Source organism: Luteimonas lutimaris (assembly GCF_039537065.1).
Classification (GTDB): Bacteria; Pseudomonadota; Gammaproteobacteria; order Xanthomonadales; family Xanthomonadaceae; genus Luteimonas; species Luteimonas lutimaris.
On record NZ_BAAAZU010000012.1, the window covers coordinates 1 to 363 of the forward strand.

Genomic DNA, 363 nt, shown 5'->3' on the forward strand with positions numbered 1-363 from the left:
CCTGGTGCACCAGGCCGACAACTACCGCGGCAGCTTCCGCGGCGAAGGGTTCGAGCTGCGCAGCGATGCTTGGGGCACGGTGCGGGCGCAGTCGGGGCTATGGCTGAGCGCGTACGGCACGGCGGGGGAGACCCCGGCGGGCGACGCTGTGGGCCCGACGGCGCTGCTGACCCAACTCAAGACGCTGGGCCAGACGTTCTCCGAAGCGGCGACCACGCACCAGACGGTGAAGTTGGCCGGGCACGAAGGCGTCGAGTCGAAGAGCGCCTCACACCTCATTGAAGACCAGTCCCCGCTACCGGCCTTCCTGACCAGCGTGAAGACCACGGTGCCGGGTGAGGCTTACGAGCAGGCCCGCGGCAG

Annotated in this window: 1 protein-coding gene; it reads left to right on the top strand. The window is 69.7% G+C overall.

Translation table 11 applies throughout. The features are described from left to right. A partial coding sequence (locus tag ABD679_RS10520) for a type VI secretion system Vgr family protein (RefSeq protein ID WP_344760016.1) occupies window positions 1–363 on the top strand: 363 nt, incomplete at both ends.